The following is a 21,950-nucleotide window of genomic DNA, read 5'->3' on the forward strand; positions in this document are numbered from 1 at the left end:
GAGCGGCCGCGCTACCGCTGCTCGGACATGTACGACTTCTTCTCGATCAGCTTGCCGTCCTTGAAGCAGAACCGGAAAACGGGCTCCTCGTCCCAGCTCTCGCTCGTCTCCGAGGACAGCAGCACCAGGCACTCGGAACCCTCCGGCTGCGCGGGCCCCGAGCCCTGGAGGCCGACCGTGGCTATCGAGTCGCCGGAGGGCAGTTGGGCACGGACCTCCTGCTCGCTCGCCCCGACCTTCACCGCCTCGTACTCCGCGGGCTCGATCATCCCCTTCTCCAGCGAACCGATCAGGAAGTAGAGGCCGAAACCCCCCGCCACCAGAAGCAGGACGAGCGCCCCGAACGCGATCCCGCACCCCAGCGCGACCCCTCTGCCCGTGCCCGCGCCCCTGCCCCCACGCACCGCCATCGCCAACTCCCGCTCGGTGAAAGTCCAGTCGGCCGGTCCGACCACGACCGGACGACCATCCCCCACCAGCGGCTCCGTGGTCTGCTGCCGGAAGTCGTCGGCCGCATCGACCAAAGGCACCGCCTCCGCGACCGGCGCCGCCCCGTACGGCAGCATCCCGGCCACCCGGAACCCGCCGCCGTCGGCCGGTCCCGCGTGGCACATGCCGCCCACCAGCCGGGCCCGTTCGGCGAGACCGGTCAGCCCCTGGCCGCCGCTCACCATGTCCTCGGCGGGCCCGTCCGCCGGCTCCTCGTTGACGACCTCCACCACGAAGGCGTCCGGCTCGTAGCGCAGTTCGACGCCGATCGGCGCTCCCGGCGCGTACTTGTAGGCGTTGGTCAGGGCCTCCTGCGCGATCCTGTACGCGGCGTGGTCGGCCGCCGGCGCGAGCGGGCGCTCCTCCCCGGTCCGCCGCAGCCCGACCTCGGTGCCGGCCGCCCGGGCCGCCGCCACGAGCCCCTCGATGCCGGCGATCCCCCGGGCCGCCCTCCCCGTCTCGTCCCCGGCGGGCGCGGGCGCCGCCGCGGGCCCCTCCGCCGCCCCGACCCCGTCCCGGAGTATCCCGACGACCTCCCGCAGCTCGTGCATCGCGGTCACCGAGGCGTTCCGCAGGACGCCGACCGCCTCGCGCTGCCGCTCGCTCAGCTCCCGGTCCACCTCCAGGGCCCCCGTGTGCACGGCGATCAGGGCCAGTTGGTGACCGAGGCTGTCGTGCATGTCCTGGGCGATGCGCTGCCGCTCCCGCAGCCGCGCCTGCCAGACCACCATGGTCCGCTCGCGCAGCAGTTGGGCGTTGCGCTCCTGGAGCGCGTGCAGCAGGGTCCGCCGCTGGGTCCAGTAGCGGTGGGCGAGCCCGGGGGCCAGGGTGGTCCCCAGGTAGTAGAGGGTCGCCATGAAGACGACGGTGAAGAGCCGCTGCCGGTCCCAGGTGTCCAGGAGCGTCCCCCCGACGTCGAGGACGAAGGCGGTGATGAACGCGGCCAGCGCCCGCCCGGCACTCGCGATGTACCGGCCGGCCGACCAGCCGGCCACGATCAGCAGCGGGCCGAACCCCGGGACGAAGGGGGAGAGCACCGCCGTCAGGACGAGGACGCTCGCGGGGAGCCTCCGCCGCAGCAGCGACAGCACGGCGGCACCGGTGGCGACCGCCGCCAGCCCCCACCCCTCGCCGCCGAACAGTTCCTCGGTCCCGGCGGCGAGCAGCCCCACGACGATGGCGAGCGCCACCTCAGCGGTGGTCCTGCGCCCCGACCACTGTCCGGGCATCGCGAACCAGGCCCACCCGGTGGCGAGTGCGGCCCCGATCCCGTACGAACCCCGGTCCCCCGACTTCGACAAAGCGTCCACGCCCCGCACCCTAGGCATCCGACCCGCCCCCGGCCTTCCCCCTTTCGTCGCACTCCCCCACGACGAAGGTCGCGCCCCCGGCACGAAGAGCGGGCGGGAGCAGACGGGAGCGAGGGACGAGGAACGGGCGTCGAGTGACGGGCGACGGGCGGCGGGCGGCGGGCGGCGGGCGGCGGGCGAAAGGAAGACGCAGGAAGACGGGGAAGGGAGCCGACGAGAAGAAGAGGAGGACCACCTGTGGACTACCTCACACCACCGGTCCACCAGGCACCGGAAAACGCCACCGGCCCGTCAGACGCCGGGAAAAGCGAGAAGGTCGGCACCATCTTCATGGTGCCGACCTTCTCGTCGGTACATCTGGAGCGATGCTCCTGGTGCGCGAGGGGGGAGTTGAACCCCCACGCCCTTTCGGGCACTGGAACCTGAATCCAGCGCGTCTGCCTATTCCGCCACCCGCGCATTGGGTGTGCTCCGGGCCCTCTCACTTTTCGGTGGGAGCGCCTGGCGACATCAGAAGATTAGCACGTCGCAGACCGTGGATTCACATCCGTTGTTTCGGCTCCGCTCGCGGAGACCAAGGTGTCCAGAGGGAGGGAGTGACAGGAGGACGGACGGGGGTAGGCCGGAGCGGAGGAGACGGAGGGAAGAGAGGGAAGAGAGGGGAGGGGAGAGGGGAAGCCGGGAGGGGAACGCGGGAGGAACGGGGACGGACCGCCCGCACCCCGGGCCGAGCCCCCACTTCCACAGCCGGGTGCGGGACACTGTCCACAGGCCGCCTCTACGATCCGTGGGGGCAACCTGTGAGAGGTGACACTCGTCCACAGGGCAGAGAAGGGGAACCAGCCGATTTCCCGACGCGTGGATACGATCAGTAAGCAGTACCAGGACGGCAACGACGGAGGAGGTGCCCCATGGGAGTCCTGAAGCGTTTCGAGCAGCGTCTCGAAGGTCTGGTCAACGGCACCTTCGCCAAGGTCTTCAAGTCCGAGGTCCAGCCTGTCGAGATCGCCGGCGCTCTCCAGCGCGAGTGCGACAACAACGCGCAGATCTGGAACCGCGAGCGGACCGTCGTGCCCAACGACTTCATCGTCGAGCTGAGCACGCCGGACTACGAGCGCCTCAGCCCCTACTCGGGCCAGCTCGGCGACGAGCTCGCCGGCCTGGTCAGGGACTACGCCAAACAGCAGCGGTACACCTTCATGGGGCCGATCAAGGTCCACCTGGAGAAGGCCGAGGACCTCGACACCGGCCTGTACCGCGTCCGCAGCCGCACACTGGCGTCGAGTACGTCACAGCCCCAGCCGCCCGCGGCCGGGCAGCAGCAGGGCCGCGACGGCTACGGGTACCCCCCGGCCGGCGCCCCGCCCATGCCCGCGTCCCCGCCCCCGGGCACGCCCGGCCACCGGCCGCCGGCCGCCGCGGGACGCCCCGGCGCCATGCCCGGCCCCGCCACCCACGGCGGTGCGGGCACGCAGGTGCGCCGCTGGATCGAGATCAACGGCACCCGCCACCAGATCTCGCGCCCGACCCTGGTCCTCGGCCGCAGCACCGACGCGGACGTGAGGATCGACGATCCCGGCGTCTCCCGCCGGCACTGCGAGATCCGGACCGGAACGCCCTCGACGATCCAGGATCTCGGATCCACCAACGGCATCGTGGTGGACGGACAGCACACCACCCGCGCTACGCTCCGCGACGGCTCGCGGATCGTCGTGGGCAGCACCACCATCGTTTACCGGCAAGCCGAAGGGTGAAGCGGGGGCAATGTCAGAGCTGACCCTTACGGTCATGCGGTTGGGTTTCCTGGCCGTTCTGTGGCTGTTCGTCATCGTGGCCGTGCAGGTCATCCGCAGCGACCTCTTCGGTACGCGGGTCACCCAGCGCGGTTCGCGGCGCCAGGAGGCGCGGCCCCAGCAGGCCGCGCGCCAGGCCGCCGCGCCCCCGCAGCAGCGCGGCCAGCAGCAGAACACGGGCGGTCGCCAGCGCCGTGGCGCCCCGACCAAGCTCGTCGTCTCCGAGGGCACCCTCACCGGCACGACCGTCGCCCTCCAGGGCCAGACGATCACGCTGGGCCGGGCGCACGATTCGACGATCGTCCTCGACGACGACTACGCCTCCAGCCGGCACGCCCGGATCTACCCGGACCGGGACGGCCAGTGGATCGTCGAGGACCTCGGGTCCACCAACGGCACGTACCTCGACCGGGCCCGTCTGACCACCGCCACGCCGATTCCGCTGGGCGCGCCGATCCGCATCGGCAAGACCGTCATCGAGCTGCGGAAGTAGTGGCTGCATCATGAAGAGGCGCGAGCGGAGCGAGCGAGCCGGGACGGTCCCCGTCGCGGGACGTGCCGCACTCGCGACCGGAGCGGTTGAAGCGTCCGGAGCGACTGAAGTGACCGGAGCGACCGGAGGGTGGGCAGTGTGGGTCGAGACCGGCTGTACCCCGATGCAGCGTCGACAGGGCAGGTGCGCATGACTCTGTCGCTGCGATTCGCCGCGGGCTCGCACAAGGGCATGATCCGCGAGGGCAACGAGGACTCCGGCTACGCCGGTCCCCGGCTGCTCGCCATCGCCGACGGCATGGGCGGCCAGGCCGCCGGCGAGGTCGCCTCCTCCGAGGTGATCTCCACCCTCGTCACGCTCGACGACGACGTCCCCGGCTCCGACATCCTCACCTCGCTCGGCACGGCGGTGCAGCGCGCCAACGACCAGCTGCGGATGATGGTCGAGGAGGACCCGCAGCTGGAGGGCATGGGCACCACGCTCACCGCCCTCCTGTGGACCGGCCAGCGGCTCGGTCTGGTGCACGTGGGCGACTCGCGCGCCTACCTGCTCCGCGACGGCGTGCTGACCCAGATCACCCAGGACCACACCTGGGTCCAGCGGCTCGTCGACGAGGGCCGGATCACCGAGGAAGAGGCCACCACCCACCCGCAGCGCTCGCTCCTCATGCGCGCGCTCGGCAGCGGCGACCACGTCGAGCCCGACCTCTCCATCCGCGAGGTCCGGGCCGGCGACCGCTACCTGATCTGCTCCGACGGCCTGTCCGGCGTGGTCTCGCACCAGACCCTCGAGGACACCCTCGCCAGCTACCAGGGCCCGCAGGAGACCGTGCAGGAGCTGATCCAGCTCGCGCTGCGCGGCGGCGGCCCCGACAACATCACGGTGATCGTCGCCGACGTCCTCGACGTCGACGGCGGCGACACCCTCGCCGGTCACCTCAGCGACACCCCGGTCATCGTGGGCGCGGTCGCCGAGAACCAGGCCCAGCTCAACGACGGCGGGGCCATGCAGACCCCGGCCGGCCGCGCCTCCGGGCTCGGCCGCCACGCCTCCCCCCGGCCCCCGGCCGGCGGCTTCGGCCCGCCCGGCAGCGGCGACGACCACGGTTACGGCAGCTACGACGGGATGCCCCCGGAGGGCTCCTTCGAGTCGTACACCGAGGACGACTTCGTCAAGCCGCGCAAGGGCCGCAAGTGGCTCAAGCGCTCCTTCTTCCTGGTCCTGGTCCTCGCCCTCCTCGGCGGCGGCCTCTACGGCGGCTGGCGCTGGACGCAGACCCAGTACTTCGTGGGCTCCAAGGACCAGCACGTGGCGCTCTACCAGGGCATCAGCCAGGACCTGGCGTGGGTCTCGCTGTCGAAGGTCGAGAAGGACCACCCCGAGATCGAACTCAAGTACCTCCCCGCCTACCAGCGGAAGCAGGTCGAGGACACGATCGCGGGCGGCAGCCTCGGCAAGGCCCGGACGAAGATCTCCGAGCTGGCCGTGCAGGCCTCCGCCTGCAAGAAGACCGAGGAGCGCCGCGCCGCCGCCGAGAAGGCCGCCGACCAGGCCAGCAAGCCGCCGGCCCAGAAGCCCGACGGCACCACCCCCGACCCCAAGCCCACCACAGCCGCTCCGTCCCCGGGTCCCACCCTCACGGGGGAGGAGCAGAAGCTGGCCTCGAACTGCGGCAAGCAGTAAGCACCCGTAGGGGGGCCTTCACCACCATGAGCGTTGTCACCAACACGACCACCATCGGCGCGATCGAGGCGCCGAGCCGTCGCAACACCGAGCTGGCGCTGCTCGCGTTCGCGGTCATCATCCCGGTGTTCGCGTACCTCAACGTCGGTCTGGCCATCGACGGCAAGGTCCCGGCCGGCATGCTCGGGTACGGCCTCGGCCTCGCCCTCCTCGCGGGCGTCGCGCACTTGGTGGTGCGGAAGTGGGCGCCGTACGCGGACCCGCTGCTGCTGCCCCTCGCGACGCTGCTGAACGGCATGGGCCTGGTGCTGATCTGGCGGCTCGACCAGTCGCCGCGGCTGATCGCCACCTCGATGCGGCGGTACGGCAGCTTCAGCCCGGACGCCCCCAGCCAGATGATGTACTCGGCGATCGGCATCGCCATGTTCGTGGGCGTGCTGCTGCTGCTCAAGGACCACCGCGTCCTCCAGCGCTACACGTACATCTCCATGGTCGTGTCCCTCGTCCTGCTGCTGCTGCCGCTCGTCCCGGGCCTCGGCATGGACAGCTTCGGCGCCAAGATCTGGATCCGGGTCGCCGGCTTCTCGATCCAGCCGGGCGAGTTCGCGAAGATCGTCCTCGCGGTCTTCTTCTCCGGCTACCTCATGGTGAAGCGCGACGCGCTCGCCCTGGCCAGCCGCCGCTTCATGGGGCTCTACCTGCCCCGCGGCCGCGACCTCGGGCCGATCCTGACGATCTGGGCGGTCAGCCTCCTCATCCTGGTCTTCGAGAACGACCTCGGCACCTCGCTGCTGTTCTTCGGCATGTTCGTGATCATGCTGTACGTGGCGACGGAGCGGACCAGCTGGATCGTCATGGGCCTCCTGATGTCCGTCGCGGGAGCGGTGGGCGTGGCGTCCTTCGCGGGCCACGTGCAGGCCCGTGTCGACGCCTGGGCCGACCCCTTCGGCTGTGCCACGGAGGGCGTCGCCGCCTGCCAGCAGATGACCCAGGTGCTGATGTCCTTCGGCTCCGGCGGCATCCTCGGCACCGGCCTCGGCCAGGGCAACTCCGACCTGATCGGCTTCGCGGCCAACTCCGACTTCATCTTCGCCACGGTCGGCGAGGAGCTGGGCCTCACCGGTGTGATGGTCTTCCTGCTCTTCTACGGGCTGATCGTCGAGCGCGGCATCCGCACCGCCCTCGCCGCCCGCGACCCCTTCGGCAAGCTGCTCGCGATGGGCCTCTCCGGCGCCTTCGCGCTCCAGATCTTCGTGGTCGCCGGCGGTGTGATGGGCCTCATCCCGCTCACCGGCATGACCATGCCGTTCCTCGCGTACGGCGGTTCCTCCGTGATCGCCAACTGGGCCCTGATCGGCATCCTGATCCGGATCAGCGACACCGCGCGCCGTCCCGCGCCCGCGCCCGCCCCGTCCCCCGACGCCGAGATGACCCAGGTGGTCCGTCCGTGAACAAGCCGCTGCGCCGGGTCGCGATCTTCTGCGGCCTGCTCGTCCTCGCCCTGCTCCTGCGGGACAACTGGATCCAGTTCGTCCGCGCCGACGAACTGAGCACCCACGCCTCCAACCGGCGGGTCCAGATCGAGCGCTACGCCAACGAGCGCGGCAACATCATCGTCGACGGCAAGCCGATCACCGGCTCCGTCGACTCCAAGGACGAGTACTACAAGTACAAGCGGACCTACGTCGACGGCCCCATGTGGGCCCCGGTCACCGGCTTCGCCTCGCAGGCCTACGACGCCACCCAGATCGAGAAGATCGAGGACGGCATCCTCACCGGCAACGACGACCGGCTCTTCTTCGACCGCACCCTCGCCATGTTCACCGGCGAGCAGAAGAAGGGCGGCGACGTCGTCACCACCCTGAACGGCGCCGCGCAGAAGGCCGCCTTCGAGGGCCTCGGGAAGAACACCGGCGCCGTCGTCGCCATCGAGCCGAAGACCGGCAAGATCCTGGCGATGGCCTCCACGCCCTCGTACGACCCCTCCTCCATCGCCGGCTACTCCGGCAAGGACGAGAAGGCGTGGATCGCGCTGGAGAAGGACAAGACCAAGCCGAAGCTGAACAGGGCGCTCCGCGAGATCTACCCGCCCGGTTCCGTCTTCAAGGTCGTCACCGCCGCCGCCGCGCTGGAGGCCGGCAAGGTCACCGACATCAACGCGCCGACCCAGACCCCCGAGGGCTGGAAGATCCCCCTCTCCAGGACGGAGATGGTCAACCACGCCAGCGGCTGCGCGAACGCCAGCCTGAACCGGGCGCTGGAGATCTCCTGCAACTCGGTCTTCGCGAAGCTCGGCGACGACGTCGGCCGCGACAAGATGGTCGAGACGGCCGAGAAGTTCGGCTTCAACGCCGAGCAGTACACCCCGGTCCGCTCCGTCGCCTCCGTCTACGACAAGAAGGCCGACCGGGGCGGCAACGCGCTCTCCTCCATCGGCCAGTTCAACACCGCGACCACCCCGCTCCAGATGGCGATGGTCACGGCGGCGATCGCCAACGACGGCAAGCTGATGAAGCCGTACATGATCGACGAGCTGCGCGCGCCCAACGTCGACCTGGTCAAGAAGAACGACCCCGAGGAGATGAGCCGCCCGGTCTCGCCGGAGACCGCCCAGAAGCTCCAGCAGATGATGGAGAACGTCGTCTCCAACGGCACCGGCGGCAACGCCGACCTGAAGATGGACGGCGTGAAGGTCGGCGGCAAGACGGGCACGGCCCAGCACGGCGAGAAGAACGCCAAGCGCCCCTACGCCTGGTTCATCTCGTACGCGAAGACCTCCGAGGGCTCCCCGGTCGCGGTCGCGGTCATCGTGGAGGACTCGGCGGGCACGAACCGCGAGGACATCAGCGGTGGCGGTCTGGCCGCCCCGATCGCGAAGGCCGTGATGAAGGCGGTCCTGAAGACCCGGGGCTGACCCCCCGAGGCCGGCGGGAACCGCGTGAGGACCCGGTAGGGGCCCGGCGCGGGACAGGTACCGGTCGGGTATCAGCTACCGGCCCCGGGCGGAACGCCTGCCCGGGGCCGGTAGCGTATGCGCGAACAGCACACACCGCCGGACCACCCATGGGTGCGGTCGGGACAGACGGAGAGGGCTGGATTAGCTATGGAAGAGCCGCGTCGCCTCGGCGGCCGGTACGAGCTGGGCTCGGTGCTCGGCCGTGGTGGCATGGCCGAGGTGTACCTCGCCCAGGACACCCGGCTCGGCCGCACCGTCGCCGTGAAGACGCTGCGGGTCGACCTGGCCCGTGACCCGTCCTTCCAGGCCCGGTTCCGCCGTGAGGCACAGTCCGCCGCCTCGCTGAACCATCCGGCGATCGTCGCGGTCTACGACACCGGCGAGGACTACGTCGACGGGGTCTCCATCCCGTACATCGTGATGGAGTACGTCGACGGGTCGACCCTGCGTGAGCTGCTGCACTCCGGGCGCAAGCTGCTGCCCGAGCGCACCCTCGAAATGACGGTCGGCATCCTCCAGGCGCTGGAGTACTCGCACCGCGCCGGCATCGTGCACCGCGACATCAAGCCGGCGAACGTCATGCTGACGCGCACCGGCCAGGTCAAGGTCATGGACTTCGGCATCGCGCGCGCCATGGGCGACGCGGGCATGACCATGACGCAGACCGCCGCGGTGATCGGCACGGCCCAGTACCTCTCCCCGGAGCAGGCCAAGGGCGAGCAGGTCGACGCCCGCTCCGACCTGTACTCCACCGGCTGCCTGCTCTACGAGCTGCTCACCGTCCGGCCCCCGTTCATCGGCGACTCCCCGGTCGCGGTCGCGTACCAGCACGTCCGCGAGGAGCCGCAGCCGCCGAGCAACTTCGACCCCGAGATCACGCCCGAGATGGACGCCATCGTCCTCAAGGCGCTGGTCAAGGACCCCGACTACCGCTACCAGTCCGCCGACGAGATGCGCGCGGACATCGAGGCCTGCCTGGACGGCCAGCCGGTCGCGGCCGCCGCCGCGATGGGCATGGCGGCCGCGCCCGCGTACGGAGGGGGCTACGGCGGCTACCCGCCGGAGGACCAGCCGACCACGGCCCTGCGCCAGGCCGACCCGGGCGGCCAGACCGCCATGCTCCCGCCGATCAACCCGAACGACGGCGGCTACGGCTACGACGACCGCCCGGACCGCCGTCGCGGAAGCGGCGGCCAGAAGAAGTCGAACACCTCGACGATCCTGCTGGCCCTCGCCGGCGTCCTGGTGCTCATCGGCGCGATCTTCATCGGCGTCGCGCTCTTCGACAAGAAGGACGGCGCGCAGCCGGTCACGGTGCCGAACCTGGTCGGCGAGAAGCTGGACGTCGCGACGAACCACGCCGCCAACGTGAACCTGAAGGTCGAGCAGGCGGGCACGGAGCGCTGCGAGCAGCCCACCGGCGCCGTCTGCCGTCAGGATCCGGTCGCGGACAACATCGCGAAGTTGGAGCCCAACAGCACGATCAAGGTGTTCCTCTCCGAGGGCGCGCCGCTCGTGGACGTCCCGGACGTCCAGGAGCAGTCCCAGGAGCGGGCCACGAAGTCCCTGGAGGACAAGGGCTTCAAGGTCAAGGTCGAGGAGGAGGAGTCCGACGAGGACCCCGGCTCGGTCCTGCGCCAGAACCCGGGCGGCGGCACCAAGGCGGAGAAGAACTCCGAGGTGACGATCACCATCGCGAAGAAGAAGCTCTCGCAGCTTCCCAACGTGAAGGACCGCGCCTACGACCAGGCCGTCCAGCAGCTGAACACGGTCGGCTTCACCAACGTGGTCAGGGAGGACGTCGACTCCGACAAGCCCGCGGGCACCGTCGTCGACCAGACCCCGCAGGGCGACTCGAACCAGCCGAAGGACGTCCAGGTCACGCTGAAGGTCTCCAAGGGCCCGCAGCAGACCCAGGTCACGATCCCGGACGGCCTCGCGAACCGCCCCTTCAAGGACGTCAAGGCGCAGCTCGAGAGCATGGGCCTGACGGTCGTCCAGAAGGGTTCGGACAAGGAGGACGCGCTGGTGGTCGCCACGAACCCGGGCGCGAACACCCCGGTCAACACCGGCTCCTCGGTGGACGTCTTCACCATGGGCGGCGGCTTCCCCAGCAACCCCGGTGGCGGCAACAACGGGGGCGACCAGCGCGGCAACGACAACGGTGGCGGCGGCCTGTTCGGCTGATCAGCACCCGCCCCGCACGACGGGAGAGCCCCGGCATCCGGAAGGACGGATGCCGGGGCTCTCCCGTTTGCAGGGGGTTCTCCCGTCGTCGGGGTTCTCCCGTGGGGCGGAGGCTCTCCCGTCGCCGGGCCGGAGGATCAGCGCAGCTCCGCCGGGGGCGTCCGGGCGCCGTCGACCCGTTCCGTGCGCTCCAGCTCGCCCCAGACGATGTACCGGTAGTCGGAGGTGTACATGGGCGTGCAGGTGGTCAGCGTGATGTACCGGCCCGGCGCGGACTTGCCGGACTCCTTCGGGACGGGCTGGAGGACGTCCACGTTGTACTTCGTGGTCTCGGGCAGGGTCTTGTAGACCTTGTAGACGTACCAGGTGTCCTTGGACTCGAAGACGATCGGGTCCCCGGTCTTCAACTTGTGGATGTTGTGGAACTTCGCCCCGTGCCCGTCCCGGTGCGCGGCCAGCGTGAAGTTGCCCTGCTCCTCCTGCGGGAGCGCGGACTTGACCGGGTCGGTGTAGTAGCCGGCCACGCCGTTGTTGAGGACGTCGGGGTCGGTGCCGCGCTTCACCAGGACCTCGCCGTCGCCCATCGCCGGCACGTGCAGGAAGCCGATGCCGTCGCGGGTGTCGAGCGCGCCCGGGGCGTCGTCGGCCCAGTGGCCGCGGACCTGGGCGCCGTCCTGGTCGGCGGCGCGGTCGGCGAGGACGTTGGTCCACCACAGCGAGTAGACGACGAAGAGACCGAGCACCAGGCCGGCTGTGATGAGGAGTTCGCCGAGGACACTGATGATCCCGGCGATCCGGTTGCGCGCTCGTGCCACTAGGTCGTCCCGTCGTCCCGTCCGGAGGTGTGGGGTCTCAGCCTACGAGCGCTTCGGGCTTTCCCTCGCTGCGCGGACGCTCCTCCAGAAGCCTGCCCCAGACGATCATGCGGTACGTGCTGGTGAACTCGGGCGTGCAGGTGGTCAGCGTGATGTACCGGCCGGGCTCGGTGAAGCCCGAACCCTTCGGGACGGGCTGGATCACGGACACGTTGGAGGGCGGGGTCTGCGGCAGGATGCTCGCCATCTCGTACGTGTAGTACGCGTTCCGGGTCTCGACGACGATCGGGTCGCCGGGCTTCAGCCGGTTGATGTAGCGGAAGGGCTCGCCGTGCGTGTTGCGGTGGCCGGCCACCGCGAAGTTGCCCTGCTTGTCGGAGGGCATGGCCGTCTTGAGGCCGCCCTCGGCGTAGTGGCCGACCATGCCCTTGTCGAGGACCTTGGTCTTGTCGATGCCCTCGGCGATGGGGACGACGACGTCCAGCTTGGGGATGTACATGATGGCGAAGCCCTCGCCGGGTTCGAAGGCGCCCGGTCGCTCCTCGCCCCCGCCCTTGGCCCAGGTGTCCTCGATCCGTTCCTTGGCCTGGTTCGTCTCCTGGCCGGCCAGGACGTTCGTCCACCAGAGCTGGTAGGTGACGAAGAGCAGCATGACGACGCCGAGGGTGATGAAGAGCTCGCCGACGATCCGGCTGGCGACGACGCCGACGCTCTCCTTGGCCTCGCGGGCGGCCCGCCGGGCCTCGACCCGGGAGAGGGGCGCGGCCGGCTTCGCGGCGGCGGACGGGGTGGCGGGGCGGCGGCCCTTGCCCCGGCCGCCCTTGGCGGCACGGCGCCGCTCGGCCCGACCGGGGCCGGGGGGCTGCTCGCCCGCCGTCCCCGAGGGCTCCGGGGGCTCGGAGGGGCCCTCGACGACCGGCAGGACCGCCGTCCCGTCCGGCGGGTCCGCCGGGCCCTCCTCGGTGCCGTAGGGCCCGTAGGGGGGCTCGTAGGGGCTCTCGGAGGAGGCCTCTCCCCGGGCGGAGGACCGCTCGTGCGGGTACGGCCGGGGCGGAGCGTAGGAATCGTCCGGTACGTACGGGTCCGTCGGCGCGTGCGGCCCCGTGGGCGCGTAGGGGTCCGGAGGGGCGTACGCCCCCGGGGTCCCGTACGGGTCGGCGGGCGCCGCGTACTGCTCCGCACGCGCGTACGGATCGGCGGCGGACGCGTAGGGGTCCGCGGACGCGTACCCCTCCGGGGACGCATACGGGTCGGCCTGCCCGTGCGGACCGGCCTGCGCGTGCGGACCGGCCTGTCCGTGCGCACCGGGCCGCCCGTGCGCACCGGCCTGCCCGTACGGCTCGGCCTGCCCGTACGGCTCCGCCCCCGGCGCGTACCCGCCCCCGGACACACGTCCGGCCTCGGGTACGTACCCGCTCTCCGGTACGTACCCGTCCCCCGCCGCGTACCCGCTCTCCGGTACGCGTCCGTCCCCCGTCGTCGGCTCCTGCCCCGGCTCGTGCCTCGCCCGGAACCACGGCGAGCCCGTCGTCACGCGACGGCCTTGCCCACCACCGGCGCGAGCCCCGCCGACCGGCCGACCGCTCCCTTGTCGCCGCACTCCTCCAGCCAGTTGGCGAGCATCCGGTGGCCGTGCTCGGTGAGCACGGACTCGGGATGGAACTGCACGCCCTCGACCGGGAGTTCGCGGTGCCTGAGGCCCATGATGATGCCGTCCTCGGTCCGCGCGGTGACTTCGAGCTCGGCGGGCAGGGCGGAGGGCTCGGCGGCCAGCGAGTGGTAGCGGGTCGCCGTGAACGGCGAGGGGAGGCCGGCGAAGACGCCCCGGCCCCCGTGCGTGACGGGCGAGGTCTTGCCGTGCAGCAGCTCGGGCGCCCGGTCGACGACGCCGCCGTACGCCACGGCCATCGACTGCATGCCGAGGCAGACGCCGAAGACGGGCACACCGGTCTCCGCGCAGTGCCGGACCATGTCGACGCAGACCCCGGCCTGCTCGGGAGTCCCGGGCCCGGGCGACAGGAGGACGCCGTCGAAGCCGTCCTGGGCGTGGCTCAGCTCGACCTCGTCGTTGCGGAGGACTTCGCACTCGGCGCCGAGCTGGTAGAGGTACTGAACGAGGTTGAAGACGAAGCTGTCGTAGTTGTCGACGACGAGAATTCGCGCGCTCACTGGCCGTCCACCGTCACATCGTTGAACGGAAGCAGCGGCTCCGCCCAGGGGAACACGTACTGGAAGAGGACGTAGACGACCGCGAGGGCCAGCACGATCGAGATCAGCGCCCGCACCCACGCGTTGCCCGGCAGATGCCGCCAGATCCAGCCGTACATGACGTCGACCGCCCCTTCCGTTCGTTACGGGGACCAGAGTACGGGGCGCGGGGGTCGGGGAGGGGTGACTGTCCAAAGCCTGTGGACAACGAGCCGCGGCCCGGAATCGTCGCCCACAGCCCGTGGACGGGCCCATGGGCGGGATCCGGTCAGCCCACCGGCTTCGCGTAGTGGAGGTCCACCGTGCCCGAGTAGCCGGGGAGGGTCACCGACCGGTGCTCGTCCACCTTCCAGCCGAGCCCGTACGCCTTGACGTAGAGCTGGTAGTTCCGGATCGCCGGGGAGTCGGCCAGCGCCCTGCTCAGCCGCCCCCGGTCACCCACGGCGGTGATCTTGTAGGGCGGCGAGTAGACGCGGCCCTGGAGGATCAGGGTGTTGCCGACGCAGCGCACGGCGCTGGTGGAGATGAGCCGCTGGTCCATGACCCGGATGCCCTCGGCGCCGCCCTGCCAGAGGGCGTTGACGACGGCCTGGAGGTCCTGCTGGTGGATGACCAGGTCGTTGGCCTGCGGCTCGGGGTAGCCGGGGGCGGCCCGGGCGTTCGGCGGGGCGTCGTCGAGGGTGACGGTGAGGCCGGAGCCGGAGACCTCGGTGGTGCCGGCCGCCGCTTCGAGCGCTTCGAGCTTCTCGTCCTCCGCGCGCGTGGAGCCGTCGTCGCGGGCGGCGAGGGAGTCCACCTCGGAGCGGAGGGCGGCGGCGGTCTCGTCGAGTCCGGCGTTCTTGTGGCTGCGCTCCTCGATCAGGTCGGAGAGCCTGAGGAGGGAGGCGTCCGTGCGGAGGTTGGTGCCCCTGGCCGTGTTGAAGCTCGTGACGAAGATCAGTCCGGCGAGGGCGAAAACGGCAAGGGTGAGCAGCCGGACGGGGCGCCACCTCGCGGTGCGGCCCGGCCCTTCGGGAGTGCCGGCGGAATTGCTCAACGTACCCTGATCCCCTTCGGTGCCGCGGAACCACTACGCTAACGGACGCCTGGGGGACGCAGACGTCCTCCTTCGTCACATCCCGGCGCCAGCCACAGTTCCCTGCGCGGTCACGCAGCGCATCGACAGGAGAGTCCCTCGTGCCGAAGTCACGTATCCGCAAGAAGGCCGACTTCACGCCTCCGCCCGCCAAGCAGACCACCAGCATCAAGCTGACCAACCGCAGCTGGGTGGCACCGGTGATGCTGGCGCTGTTCGCCATCGGACTGGTCTGGATCGTGGTCTTCTACGTCACCGACGGCACGATGCCGATCGAGTCGCTCCGGAACTGGAACATCGTGGTGGGCTTCGGCTTCATCGCGGCCGGTTTCGGCGTCTCCACGCAGTGGAAGTAACGGCGGCCCGACCGTCCACGACGGCGGCCCGGCCTCCCTCGGGGGTCGGCCGGCCGGGCGCAGCGGTGGTCCGGCCGCCCTCCGCGGTGGCCTAGCGCCCGCACGGGGCGCCCGTCAAGCTCTCCCCTGAGTTTATCCACAGCGTTGTGCACAGCCTTGGATAACTTACGAAGATCTGTGGATAACTCACGCCGGGTTGACGCCGGTATGACCGCGATCACCTTCGGCACGACGCGTCGCGCCCCTCGCCTCCCTGGGAGATCCCCAGGTCAGAGGCGAGGGGCGCGTTCCTTTTGCACGGAGCGGGAAGAGTCCGCCACACACTGTGGATAACTCTGGGGAAAGCTCACACGGAAGCTCATCCACAGCCCTGTGCGCTCAGGCGAGCGCGGCCGATCGGAAGAGCACGATCCCCAGGTCGAGCAGCAGAACCAGTCCACAGGCTGTGTACTGCACCGGGTTCCGGCGGGCCCGGGGCGCGTGCACCAGCGCGTACGTCACCAGGGCACCCCCGACCAGGCCGCCGATGTGGGCCTCCCAGGAGATCCCCGGACGGGTGAAGGTCAGCAGCAGCGACAGCGCGACGAAGAGGACGACCGGCCGCATGTCGTGCCGTCGGCGGCGGGCGAGGACGACCCAGGCGCCGATCAGCCCGAAGACGATCCCGGAGGCGCCGAGCGAGAACTGGTTCTGCGGGGAGAGCAGATAGGCGAGGGCCGAACCGGAGAGCCCGGAGAGCAGGACGAGGGCCGTGTACCGGATCCGGCCCAGTTCGGGTTCGACGATCCCGCCGATCACCCAGAGCCCCAGCATGTTGAAGAGGAAGTGCGGGATCTCCTGGTGGAGGAAGGCGGAGGTCAGCAGCCGGTACCACTCGCCGTCCGCGACCCCGATCAGCTCGCCGCTCGGGAGGAAGGCGTATCCGATGAGCGCCAGGTCGTCGACGAGCCGGTCGCCCACCACCTGGACGGCGACGAAGAGCGCCAGGTTGATCGCGATGACGATCTTGGTGACGAAACGCTCGTCCGTGGCCACCCGGCCGCCCGCGAGCGTCCGGGGCTGGTTGGCGTCGGGGGCGTGCCCGGTGCCCGAACCGCCGCGTACGCAGTCGGGACACTGGAAGCCGACGGAGGCGGAGACCATGCACTGCGGACAGATGGGCCTGTCGCAGCGGACGCAGCGGATGCCGGTCTCGGTCTCCGGGTGGCGGTAACAGCGCGGCAGACCGGGCTGCGCGTCCATGGGGGTTCCCGTCCCTTCCGGCTCAGCGCTTCTCGATCACCACGGACTCGACGACCACGTCCCGGAGCGGGCGCTCGGTGTGCGGATCGGTCGCGGTCTCCGCGATCGCGTCCACGACCTTCCGGCTCTCCTTGTCCACGACCTCGCCGAAGATCGTGTGCTTGCGGTTCAGCCAGGTCGCGGGGGCGACGGTGACGAAGAACTGCGAGCCGTTGGTCCCCGGGCCGGCGTTGGCCATGGCCAGCAGGTAGGGGCGGTCGAAGAAGAGTTCCGGGTGGAACTCGTCGGCGAACTCGTAGCCGGGACCGCCCGTGCCGTTCCCCAGGGGGTCGCCGCCCTGGATCATGAACCCCTTGATGACCCGGTGGAGGACCGTCCCGTCGTAGAGCGGGTCCTCGGAGACCGCGCCGGTGGCGGGGTGCGTCCACGCGCGCTCGCCCGACGCGAGTTCGACGAAGTTGCGCACCGTCTTCGGCGCGTGGAACGGCATCAGCCGCACCTCGATGTCGCCCAGGCTCGTCTTGAGGATCGCGTACAGCTGCTCGGCCACGGTCGCCTTCCGTCCACATCGGGGCGCGTCACGTCGCGCCTGACTCTGCAGTGAACGATCCTCGCATGCCCCGGATGCCCGCCCCACATGCCGGACCCGGCTTCGGCGGGCATGATTCCGAAGAGGATGGAAAGGCGAAAACCTGACATCGCCACCGAGGAGGAGGAATCCCGTGACCCGCATGGACAGCGTGCGCGCCGCCACAGGTTCGGCGAAGGAGAGCGTTCTGCACGCCGCGGAAGTGGTGGCGCCGTACGCGGAAACGGCCCGGGACCAGGCCACGCAGTATGCGAACGAGGCGCGGGATCTGCTCGCGCCGAAGCTTTCGAAGGCCGCTCACCAGGCCAAGACGCAGGCTCGTACGCAGTACGACGCGTACGTCGCACCGCGGGTACCGCCGCGGGTCGACGCGGCCGCACACCGTGCGGCGGTCAAGACCCGCCGGGCCGCCCGTCAGGCAGCCGACTACACCGCTCCGCGCGTCGAGAGCGCGGTCGCCGCCACCGGACCCGTCCTCGAGGAGGCCGGGGCGCGTTCCACGGCCGCGTGGGCCGCGCTGCGCGGTCAGGTGACGCCGAAGGAGATCCGGAAGATCGTGAGGAAGCACGAGCGCCGGGCCAGGGCCGGGCGCCTCGCCAAGGGACTCGTCGTCCTCGGCGTGGTGGCCGGCGGCGTGTTCGCCGCCTGGAAGTGGTGGGACAAGCAGTCGAACCCCGACTGGCTGGTCGAGCCGCCCGCGCCCACCGAGGTGGACGAGGAGGTCACCGTGCTGACGTCCGTCGACGGCAGTGGTGCCACGCTCGATCCCGAGGTGGAGGCCAAGGAGGCCGAGGCGGAGGCCGCCGAACTGGACGCCACGGAGGCCGCGGAGCGCCGCGACGAGGGCCGCTGACCGGACGGGGTCCTCTTGGGACGGGGTCCTGCCGGGCTCTGCCGCGCGGTTCCGGAGACCACCGGGTTCGACCGGGTGGTGCCGGAGCCTGTCGGGTGCGGTCGGGTCCGAACGGTTCGGATGATTCGGGCAGTGCCGGGTTCTACCGGGCTCTGCCCCGGAGTGCCGGGCGCCGCGAGGTGGTCCCGGTGCTGCGGACGCTGTGGACGCTTTGGATAACGCCGGTTCCTACTGCGTGGGGCCGGACGGGCACCGCGTGGTGCCGGACGGGCGCGAGTGGGGTGCGGGGAGTGCACGTCGTGGTCTCCCCGCGCCCTACGCCGCCGCGGCGAGCGCCAGGTCCGTCAGCGCGACCGGGTCGCTCTCGACGGCGGCGGGCACGGCCGACCGCTGGCGCGCGGTGGGGGAGGAACCGTGGGCCTCGGCGGCGATGCGCTGCTTGATGGTGGGCGGCAGGGAGCGGTCCCCGGCGGGCAGCGGCCACCGGTGTGCCCGCTGTGCCGGTACGGAGGCGGACGCGCGTTCCCCCGCGGTGGAGGCGGTCGCGGCGGAGGCGGCGGCAGGAGCCGCCGGCTCCTCGGGCTGCTGCACGGCGGGCTGCTGGGCCGCGGCGGCGGTGCCCGCCAGGCCGACGGAGGCGAGCAGGGCGAAGAGCACGGAGATGAAGGCGGCCCAGAACTGCTTGACCTTGGCGGTGGCCATGGTCCCTCGCTTTCGTGGTGTTCTCGGATGGTTCATTTCGGGTTGCGCGCTTTACATACCTTCCTCATGATGTGGCTGCGCCCCGGAATGGCACGGAGCGACGCCGCCCGCGCGCAGTTCTTCGGATGAACACCACTCGTACGGATCAGCGGGCGGTGTCCGCCCACCGCACGGCGGGGCCGGTCGCCGCACCCGCGACCAGGAAGACCCCGCCCAGGAGCAGCCACCCGGGCACGCCCCTGCCGATGGGCAGGGTCGTGACGAGCAGGGGTCCGAGGGCGCGGGCGACGAGGACGCCGGAGCCGTAGAAGCCCTGGTACTGGCCGATCCGGTCGGCGGGGGCCAGGGCGGAGCCGATCTGCCACGAGCCCGCGGAGTGCCGCATCTCGGCGAGGACCTGAAGCACGGCCCCGAGGACGAGCACCGCCACCGCGCCCCCCGCCCCGGCACCGTGGCCGCCCTCCGGCGCCCCCGAGAACGCGAAGACCGCGCACGCGGCGCACATGACCGCCCCCGACCACCGCACCGCCCGCACGGCCGTGGCCAGGTCCGTCGCGGACCGGGCGGCACGGACCTGGCAGAGCATCACCACGACGGTGTTGAGGACGAGGAGCGCCGACACGGTCCAGCCGGGAGCCGCTGCCCGCTCCACGATCCACAGCGGCAGGGCGAGGCTGAGGAGCGGCATCCGCAGCAGCATCAGGGCGTTGAGGAGGGCGAGCAGCACGTACGGCCTGTTCCGCGCGTCCCCTCTGTTCGCCATGGACACGACGCTAGAACCGAGTGGCCCGTGCTTCCTGGTCCATTCGAGCCTCCGTAGCCCGGGCCACTTGGAGCCCCCGCTCACCCAGCGCCACGCCCCCGGGCCCCGGTCCCGGCCGCCGTCCCCGTACGGGGAAAAACACGAAAGACCCCCCTGGCCCGCGCTTCCGCAGGTCAGGGGGGTCCGTCCGGAGTGGAGCCTAGGGGAGTCGAACCCCTGACATCTGCCATGCAAAGACAGCGCTCTACCAACTGAGCTAAGGCCCCGGAACGAGGACAGCGTACCGGGTCACCCCCCATGTCCGGCAAAAGGATTGGGACTCCCGGTCCGCGACCACGCTCCGTAAGATGCTGCCCGAGGTTCGCAGTGGCGAACCGCAGGGATGGGGAGAAGTGATGGACGCAGCGCAGCAGGAAGCCACGGCCAGAGCCAGAGAGCTTCAGCGCAGTTGGTACGGGGAGCCGTTGGGGGCGCTCTTCCGTCGGCTGATCGACGATCTCGGGCTCAACCAGGCCAGGCTCGCGGCCGTGCTCGGGCTCTCCGCGCCCATGCTGTCCCAGCTCATGAGCGGCCAGCGGGCGAAGATCGGCAACCCGGCCGTCGTCCAGCGCGTCCAGGCGCTCCAGGAACTCGCCGTGCAGGTCGCCGACGGCAGCGTCAGCGCCGCCGAGGCCACCGACCGCATGGAGGAGGTCAAGAAGTCGCAGGGCGGCTCCGTCCTCACCAGCTCGGGCCAGACCGGCGCCGGACCCGGCTCCGGCGCCCCGACCGTCCGCCGGGTGGTCCGCGAGATCCAGTCCCTGCTGCGGTCCGTCGCGGCCGCGGGCGACATCATCGACGCCGCCGACTCGCTCGCCCCGGCCCACCCGGAGCTGGCAGAGTTCCTCAGGGTGTACGGCGCCGGACGCACCGCGGAGGCGGTCGCCCACTACGAGTCGCACCAGAACTGAGGGGTCCGGCGGCCGGCCGGAGCCGCGGAGAGACGACGCGACGGGGAGCGGGCGCAGCACGATGGGTGAGGTCTTCGCCGGACGGTACGAGCTGATCGACCCGATCGGACGGGGCGGCGCGGGCGCGGTGTGGCGGGCCTGGGACCACCGGCGCCGCCGCTACGTGGCGGCCAAGGTGCTCCTCCAGAGCGACGCCCACACCCTGCTCCGCTTCGTCCGCGAGCAGGCGCTGCGGATCGACCATCCGCACGTCCTCGCCCCGGCCAGCTGGGCCGCCGACGACGACAAGGTCCTCTTCACCATGGACCTGGTGGCCGGCGGCTCGCTCGCCCACGTCATCGGGGACTACGGCCCGCTGCCGCCCCGCTTCGTCTGCGTCCTCCTCGACCAGCTGCTCTCGGGCCTGGCCACGGTGCACGCCGAGGGGGTCGTCCACCGGGACATCAAGCCGGCCAACATCCTCCTCGACGTCACCGGGACCGGACGGCCGCACCTGCGCCTCTCCGACTTCGGCATCTCCATGCGCAAGGGCGAGCCCCGCCTCACGGAGACCAACTACGTCGTGGGGACGCCCGGCTACTTCGCGCCCGAGCAGCTCCTCGGCGCCGAACCGGACTTCACCGCCGACCTGTTCGCCGTCGGCCTGGTCGCGCTCTACCTGCTCCAGGGGCGCAAGCCGGACTCCCAGGCCCTGGTCGAGCACTTCCTCGCGCACGGCACCCCGAGCGCCCCCGAGGGCATCCCGGAGCCCCTGTGGCAGGTGCTCGCGGGACTGCTCCAGCCCGACCCGCAGGCGCGCTTCCGGACGGCCACGGGGGCGCGCAAGGCGCTGAGCGCCGCCGTCGAGATGCTGCCCGGACCGGCCGCCGACGAGGAGCCGGTCGAGATCTTCGACCAACTCGGCCCCCTGCCCCCGGGCTTCGGCCCGGAAGGCCCCACGGGCACCACGAGTACCACCAGCACCACCAGCACCACAGGCACCACGAGCTCCTCGTTCCCCGCGGCCGACGCGACCGCCGCCCCCGGCCCGCCCACGGCCACCGACCCCCGGCGCCCCCTCCCCGCCCCCGCACCGGCCCCGGGCCGCCCCGGGGACCCCGCGCACGCCCCGCAACACCCCGCACCGCCGCAGCACCGGCCCCCGCACCCGGCCGCCCCGTCCACCGCCCCGGCGGCGCCGGCCGCCCCGCCCCGCCCCTCCGAGACGGGCAGCTTCCACCTGCCCCCGCCGGTCGCGCACCCGGGCCCCGTCTTCGACCGGGGGCCCGTCCCGGCGGGGCCGTACGGGCAGGCCCCCACGAACCCGTACACCGACCGGCCCGTCCAGGCCCCCGGCCCCTACGGTTACCCGCACCCGCAACCGGTGACGGCCCCCGTGCCCGCCCCCGTACGCCGTCCGGGACCGCCCCCTAAGGTCGCGGTCCCGGTGCTCCTGCTCGCCCTCGTCTGCCTGGCGGTCGGCTTCTGGGCCCTCACTCAGGTCTGA

Annotated in this window: 20 protein-coding genes and 2 tRNA genes; 10 read left to right on the top strand and 12 right to left on the bottom strand. The window is 71.4% G+C overall.

All coding sequences use genetic code 11. The features are described 5' to 3' along the window. Window positions 1-11: 11 nt before the first annotated feature. A complete protein-coding gene (locus tag ACIQKA_RS16725; RefSeq protein WP_402541486.1) occupies window positions 12-1,718 on the bottom strand; it encodes a sensor histidine kinase in 1,707 nt (568 codons plus the stop codon). Between the two features lie 453 nt (window positions 1,719-2,171). Continuing rightward, window positions 2,172-2,258 (bottom strand) — tRNA-Leu (locus tag ACIQKA_RS16730). A gap of 452 nt (window positions 2,259-2,710) precedes the next feature. On the opposite strand from ACIQKA_RS16730, the gene ACIQKA_RS16735 reads away from it, so the two are divergent. The 6 genes from ACIQKA_RS16735 (at window position 2,711) to pknB (ending at window position 10,911) form a co-directional block, all read left to right on the top strand. Further along, entirely contained in the window at window positions 2,711-3,553 is an 843-nt protein-coding gene (locus ACIQKA_RS16735) for an FhaA domain-containing protein (protein ID WP_383441096.1), read from the top strand. 10 nt (window positions 3,554-3,563) lie between these two features. Next, window positions 3,564-4,085, top strand: a complete 522-nt coding sequence (locus ACIQKA_RS16740) for an FHA domain-containing protein (protein WP_383151666.1) — start codon at window positions 3,564-3,566, stop codon at window positions 4,083-4,085. Between the two features lie 189 nt (window positions 4,086-4,274). Further along, on the top strand, window positions 4,275-5,768 hold the full coding sequence (locus tag ACIQKA_RS16745) for a Stp1/IreP family PP2C-type Ser/Thr phosphatase (RefSeq protein ID WP_383151667.1): 1,494 nt from the start codon (window positions 4,275-4,277) through the stop codon (window positions 5,766-5,768). 26 nt (window positions 5,769-5,794) lie between these two features. Continuing rightward, a complete protein-coding gene (locus tag ACIQKA_RS16750; protein ID WP_383151668.1) occupies window positions 5,795-7,219 on the top strand; it encodes an FtsW/RodA/SpoVE family cell cycle protein in 1,425 nt (474 codons plus the stop codon). Continuing rightward, a complete protein-coding gene (locus ACIQKA_RS16755; RefSeq protein WP_383151669.1) occupies window positions 7,216-8,682 on the top strand; it encodes a peptidoglycan D,D-transpeptidase FtsI family protein in 1,467 nt (488 codons plus the stop codon). The genes ACIQKA_RS16750 and ACIQKA_RS16755 overlap by 4 nt, the downstream gene beginning before the upstream one ends. 189 nt (window positions 8,683-8,871) lie before the next feature. After that, window positions 8,872-10,911, top strand: a complete 2,040-nt coding sequence (gene pknB, locus ACIQKA_RS16760) for a Stk1 family PASTA domain-containing Ser/Thr kinase (protein WP_391094848.1) — start codon at window positions 8,872-8,874, stop codon at window positions 10,909-10,911. Window positions 10,912-11,048: 137 nt separating this feature from the next. On the opposite strand, the gene ACIQKA_RS16765 is transcribed toward pknB, so the two are convergent. From ACIQKA_RS16765 to ACIQKA_RS16785, 5 genes are all read right to left on the bottom strand, one after another. Beyond that, window positions 11,049-11,726: a class E sortase gene (locus tag ACIQKA_RS16765; RefSeq protein ID WP_383151671.1), complete on the bottom strand. Its 678-nt coding sequence runs from the start codon at window positions 11,724-11,726 to the stop codon at window positions 11,049-11,051. Between the two features lie 37 nt (window positions 11,727-11,763). Next, the gene (locus tag ACIQKA_RS16770; protein WP_402541379.1) at window positions 11,764-13,260 is read right to left on the bottom strand and encodes a class E sortase; all 1,497 of its coding nucleotides are present in this window, start codon (window positions 13,258-13,260) and stop codon (window positions 11,764-11,766) included. Continuing rightward, complete coding sequence (locus ACIQKA_RS16775; protein WP_383151674.1) at window positions 13,257-13,895, bottom strand: aminodeoxychorismate/anthranilate synthase component II; 639 nt, start codon at window positions 13,893-13,895, stop codon at window positions 13,257-13,259. The genes ACIQKA_RS16770 and ACIQKA_RS16775 overlap by 4 nt, the downstream gene beginning before the upstream one ends. Next, entirely contained in the window at window positions 13,892-14,053 is a 162-nt protein-coding gene (locus tag ACIQKA_RS16780) for a hypothetical protein (protein ID WP_148003371.1), read from the bottom strand. The genes ACIQKA_RS16775 and ACIQKA_RS16780 overlap by 4 nt, the downstream gene beginning before the upstream one ends. 149 nt (window positions 14,054-14,202) lie before the next feature. After that, window positions 14,203-14,970: a DUF881 domain-containing protein gene (locus tag ACIQKA_RS16785; protein WP_383151675.1), complete on the bottom strand. Its 768-nt coding sequence runs from the start codon at window positions 14,968-14,970 to the stop codon at window positions 14,203-14,205. Between the two features lie 140 nt (window positions 14,971-15,110). Between ACIQKA_RS16785 and crgA the strand changes: the two genes are divergently transcribed. Beyond that, a complete protein-coding gene (gene crgA, locus ACIQKA_RS16790) occupies window positions 15,111-15,365 on the top strand; it encodes a cell division protein CrgA (protein WP_383151676.1) in 255 nt (84 codons plus the stop codon). A 378-nt stretch (window positions 15,366-15,743) separates the two neighbouring features. Here the strand turns inward: crgA and ACIQKA_RS16795 are convergent, their stop codons facing one another. Both ACIQKA_RS16795 and ACIQKA_RS16800 read right to left on the bottom strand, forming a co-directional pair. Next, entirely contained in the window at window positions 15,744-16,607 is an 864-nt protein-coding gene (locus ACIQKA_RS16795) for a rhomboid family intramembrane serine protease (protein WP_383151677.1), read from the bottom strand. Between the two features lie 22 nt (window positions 16,608-16,629). Further along, complete coding sequence (locus ACIQKA_RS16800) at window positions 16,630-17,157, bottom strand: peptidylprolyl isomerase (protein ID WP_383151678.1); 528 nt, start codon at window positions 17,155-17,157, stop codon at window positions 16,630-16,632. 172 nt (window positions 17,158-17,329) lie between these two features. On the opposite strand from ACIQKA_RS16800, the gene ACIQKA_RS16805 reads away from it, so the two are divergent. Further along, a complete protein-coding gene (locus tag ACIQKA_RS16805) occupies window positions 17,330-18,049 on the top strand; it encodes a DUF5324 family protein (RefSeq protein WP_383151679.1) in 720 nt (239 codons plus the stop codon). Window positions 18,050-18,364: 315 nt separating this feature from the next. Here the strand turns inward: ACIQKA_RS16805 and ACIQKA_RS16810 are convergent, their stop codons facing one another. The 3 genes from ACIQKA_RS16810 to ACIQKA_RS16820 form a co-directional block, all read right to left on the bottom strand. Continuing rightward, window positions 18,365-18,751, bottom strand: coding sequence for a DUF6344 domain-containing protein (locus ACIQKA_RS16810; protein ID WP_383151680.1), 387 nt, complete (start codon window positions 18,749-18,751; stop codon window positions 18,365-18,367). A gap of 145 nt (window positions 18,752-18,896) precedes the next feature. After that, a complete protein-coding gene (locus ACIQKA_RS16815) occupies window positions 18,897-19,514 on the bottom strand; it encodes a hypothetical protein (RefSeq protein ID WP_402541381.1) in 618 nt (205 codons plus the stop codon). 193 nt (window positions 19,515-19,707) lie between these two features. Next, window positions 19,708-19,780 (bottom strand) — tRNA-Ala (locus ACIQKA_RS16820). A gap of 129 nt (window positions 19,781-19,909) precedes the next feature. Between ACIQKA_RS16820 and ACIQKA_RS16825 the strand changes: the two genes are divergently transcribed. Together ACIQKA_RS16825 and ACIQKA_RS16830 are read left to right on the top strand one after the other, a co-directional pair. Further along, on the top strand, window positions 19,910-20,464 hold the full coding sequence (locus ACIQKA_RS16825) for a helix-turn-helix domain-containing protein (protein WP_383151684.1): 555 nt from the start codon (window positions 19,910-19,912) through the stop codon (window positions 20,462-20,464). A 61-nt stretch (window positions 20,465-20,525) separates the two neighbouring features. Then, entirely contained in the window at window positions 20,526-21,950 is a 1,425-nt protein-coding gene (locus tag ACIQKA_RS16830; protein ID WP_402541383.1) for a protein kinase, read from the top strand.

The organism is Streptomyces sp. NPDC092045, from assembly GCF_044756005.1.
GTDB lineage: Bacteria > Actinomycetota > Actinomycetes > Streptomycetales > Streptomycetaceae > Streptomyces.

Excerpts from the sequence above, each read along its gene's own strand:
- ACIQKA_RS16815 (WP_402541381.1), bottom strand. The coding sequence starts at position 19,514 with ATGGCGAACAGAGGGGACGCGCGGAACAGGCCGTACGTGCTGCTCGCC.
- ACIQKA_RS16780 (WP_148003371.1), bottom strand. The coding sequence starts at position 14,053 with ATGTACGGCTGGATCTGGCGGCATCTGCCGGGCAACGCGTGGGTGCGG.
- pknB (WP_391094848.1), top strand. The coding sequence starts at position 8,872 with ATGGAAGAGCCGCGTCGCCTCGGCGGCCGGTACGAGCTGGGCTCGGTG.
- ACIQKA_RS16830 (WP_402541383.1), top strand. The coding sequence starts at position 20,526 with ATGGGTGAGGTCTTCGCCGGACGGTACGAGCTGATCGACCCGATCGGA.
- ACIQKA_RS16745 (WP_383151667.1), top strand. The coding sequence starts at position 4,275 with ATGACTCTGTCGCTGCGATTCGCCGCGGGCTCGCACAAGGGCATGATC.
- ACIQKA_RS16825 (WP_383151684.1), top strand. The coding sequence starts at position 19,910 with ATGGACGCAGCGCAGCAGGAAGCCACGGCCAGAGCCAGAGAGCTTCAG.
- ACIQKA_RS16735 (WP_383441096.1), top strand. The coding sequence starts at position 2,711 with ATGGGAGTCCTGAAGCGTTTCGAGCAGCGTCTCGAAGGTCTGGTCAAC.
- ACIQKA_RS16725 (WP_402541486.1), bottom strand. The coding sequence starts at position 1,718 with ATGCCCGGACAGTGGTCGGGGCGCAGGACCACCGCTGAGGTGGCGCTC.
- ACIQKA_RS16795 (WP_383151677.1), bottom strand. The coding sequence starts at position 16,607 with ATGGACGCGCAGCCCGGTCTGCCGCGCTGTTACCGCCACCCGGAGACC.
- ACIQKA_RS16750 (WP_383151668.1), top strand. The coding sequence starts at position 5,795 with ATGAGCGTTGTCACCAACACGACCACCATCGGCGCGATCGAGGCGCCG.
- ACIQKA_RS16740 (WP_383151666.1), top strand. The coding sequence starts at position 3,564 with ATGTCAGAGCTGACCCTTACGGTCATGCGGTTGGGTTTCCTGGCCGTT.
- ACIQKA_RS16810 (WP_383151680.1), bottom strand. The coding sequence starts at position 18,751 with ATGGCCACCGCCAAGGTCAAGCAGTTCTGGGCCGCCTTCATCTCCGTG.